Source organism: Streptomyces sp. (genome assembly GCF_031178505.1).
In the GTDB taxonomy this organism is placed as follows: domain Bacteria; phylum Actinomycetota; class Actinomycetes; order Streptomycetales; family Streptomycetaceae; genus Streptomyces; species Streptomyces gulbargensis.
The window spans coordinates 1-2,127 of record NZ_JAPSIW010000965.1 but is presented as its reverse complement, the minus strand read 5'-3'; the positions used below and the strand labels follow the sequence as shown (position 1 = coordinate 2,127).

At 75.7% G+C, this 2,127-nt stretch carries 3 protein-coding genes; 2 read left to right on the top strand and 1 reads right to left on the bottom strand.

What is annotated here, in order from left to right:
• Positions 1-165, top strand: a 165-nt coding sequence (locus RIF68_RS35150; protein ID WP_309055617.1) for an aldo/keto reductase, incomplete at its 5' end; no start/stop codon positions are given.
• A 385-nt stretch (positions 166-550) separates the two neighbouring features.
• Here the strand turns inward: RIF68_RS35150 and RIF68_RS35140 are convergent.
• The gene (locus RIF68_RS35140) at positions 551-1,306 is read right to left on the bottom strand and encodes a GDSL-type esterase/lipase family protein (RefSeq protein WP_309055616.1); all 756 of its coding nucleotides are present in this window, start codon (positions 1,304-1,306) and stop codon (positions 551-553) included.
• A 111-nt stretch (positions 1,307-1,417) separates the two neighbouring features.
• On the opposite strand from RIF68_RS35140, the gene RIF68_RS35135 reads away from it, so the two are divergent.
• Positions 1,418-2,127: WD40 repeat domain-containing protein (locus RIF68_RS35135; protein ID WP_309055614.1), on the top strand; the 710-nt coding region annotated here is incomplete at its 3' end.

Below are 2,127 nucleotides of genomic sequence, written 5' to 3'. Positions count from 1 at the left end.
CTGAGCCGTCCGGGCGTCACGGGCCCGATCATCGGACCCCGCACGCCCGAACAGCTGACGGGCGCCCTGCGCGCCCTCGAACTGGAGCTCTCCGAAGAGGTCCTGGCGGGCCTGGACGAGATCTTCCCGGGCCCGGGCCCGGCCCCGGAGGCCTTCGCCTGGTAGGCGCGTGGCCCGTCCGGGCGGGTGGGCGCGGGCCCCGGTGGACCGGTGCTCACCCGCCCCGGGGCCGGGGTCACGCGCCGCCGAGCCAGGCGGGGGCGTCGAGGCGGACTCGACGGCGCGCGGACGCGCTCCGCGCCGAGGGCCGCGCTCCGTCCGGAGGGCCACTCGTCGAGGATCGCGGCGGAGGGGGCGCGCCTCCGTGCGCAGGGTGAGCGGCCGGGGCTGTGGCATGCCCCGGCCGGGCCGTCGGCGCGTTCGGCGCAGCCGAGGGCACCCTCCAGGTCCTTCCCTCCTCGGGTGCGCTCACCGACGCCGAACCCGCCGCCTTCCAGGCCGCCGGCCACACCCGGCGCGACGCCCTGGAGGTCGTCCTCGGCATCGGCGCCTACACCCGCTCCACCTTCGCCAACCGCCTCACCCGGGCCGCTTGGACGCGCGCCGTCTCCGCGCCAACCGGGGCGAGCGGGCGGTAGGGGCCGCCGAGCGACCAGGCGCGGTGCATCGCGCCGGCGAAGGCGGCGGCCAGCTTGTGCTCCCCGGTCGGGCCCGGATGGGTGCCGTCGTAGGTGTCGGTGTCCAGGTCGTACGACTCCGGCACCGCCGCCAGGAGCAGGGGCGAGCCGGGCGAGTCCAGGTCCGCGAGCGCCCGGGCGAGCAGGTCGTTGAAGCGGGCGCACTCGGCGGCGAACGGGGCGTCGTAGGTGGCGCGGACGTTGGGGATGACCGGCAGGAAGACCGCCCGCACCCGCGGGTCGGCGGCCCGGGCCGCCGTCACGAACGCCCGGACGTTCTCCTCCGTCTGGTCGCTGTTGGTGTAGAAGCCCAGGTCGATCAGGCCCAGGGAGACCAGCAGCACCTGCGCCCCGGTCGCCGCGACCGTCTCCCCGATCACCGGGGCCATGTGCAGCCAGCCCTCCCCCCAGCCGGCCAGGTGCCGGCGGGCCGGGGCGGGGAAGGCGGGGTCGGCGTACGCCTCGGAGACGGGCGCGTCGGCCGCCGGGTCGTACAGCGCGGTGCGCGGACCGACGATCTCGTACGCGCCGGGCAGCGTGGCCTCCAAGTGCTGCCACATCCGGTAGCGCCAGGTCCAGTCGCCGGCGCGTCCGATGGTCATGCTGTCGCCGACGAACAGAAAACGCATGGTCATATCATCGCGGACGCCCTCGGCCCGCTCGACGTGATCCGGACCACGGGCACCGCCCCGGGCGCCGGCCCCCCGCCCCGCCCTCCCGCACCGTGGCAGGCTGGGGGCATGCGATCTGCTCTCCGTGCCCTCGGCGTGGCCGCGGCCCTGGCCCTGCTCCCCGCCGGGCCCGCCCTTGCCCAAGGGCAGGAGCCCGACCGGGACTTCACGATCGAGGACACCCGGATCACCGAGTCCAGCGGCCTCGCCGCCAGCCGCGCGCACCCCGGCGTCTACTGGACGCACAACGACCAGGACGCGCCCCGGATCCACGGCATCGACTCCCGTACGGGAAAGACCGTCGCGACCCTGACCCTGACCGGGATCGGCACCCCCCGCGACATGGAGGCCATCGCCGTGGGCCCCGACGGGGACATCTACGTCGGGGACATCGGCGACAACCTCGACGGCTCCTGGGACCACGTCTGGATCTACCGCTTCCCCGAGCCGAAGACCCTCGGCGACCGCACCGTCGCCGCCCGCCAGTACACCGTCCGGTACGCCGACGGGCCCCGCAACGCCGAGGCCCTGATGGTCCATCCGGACACCGGCCGCGTCTACATCGCCAGCAAGAACGAGGACGGCGGCGGCCTCTACGCCGGCCCCGAACGGCTCTCCTCCTCCGGCCCCAACGTCTTCCGCCGCGTCGCCGAGGTGCCCTGGGTCACCGACGGCGCCTTCTCGCCCGACGGCGAACACCTCGTCCTGCGCGGCTACTTCAGCGCCCGCGAGTACCCGTGGCGGAACGGCCGCCCCGAGGGCGACGGCACCTCCGTCGG

Coding starts and splice junctions, on each gene's coding strand:
- RIF68_RS35140 (WP_309055616.1), bottom strand. CDS start 1,306: ATGCGTTTTCTGTTCGTCGGCGACAGCATGACCATCGGACGCGCCGGC.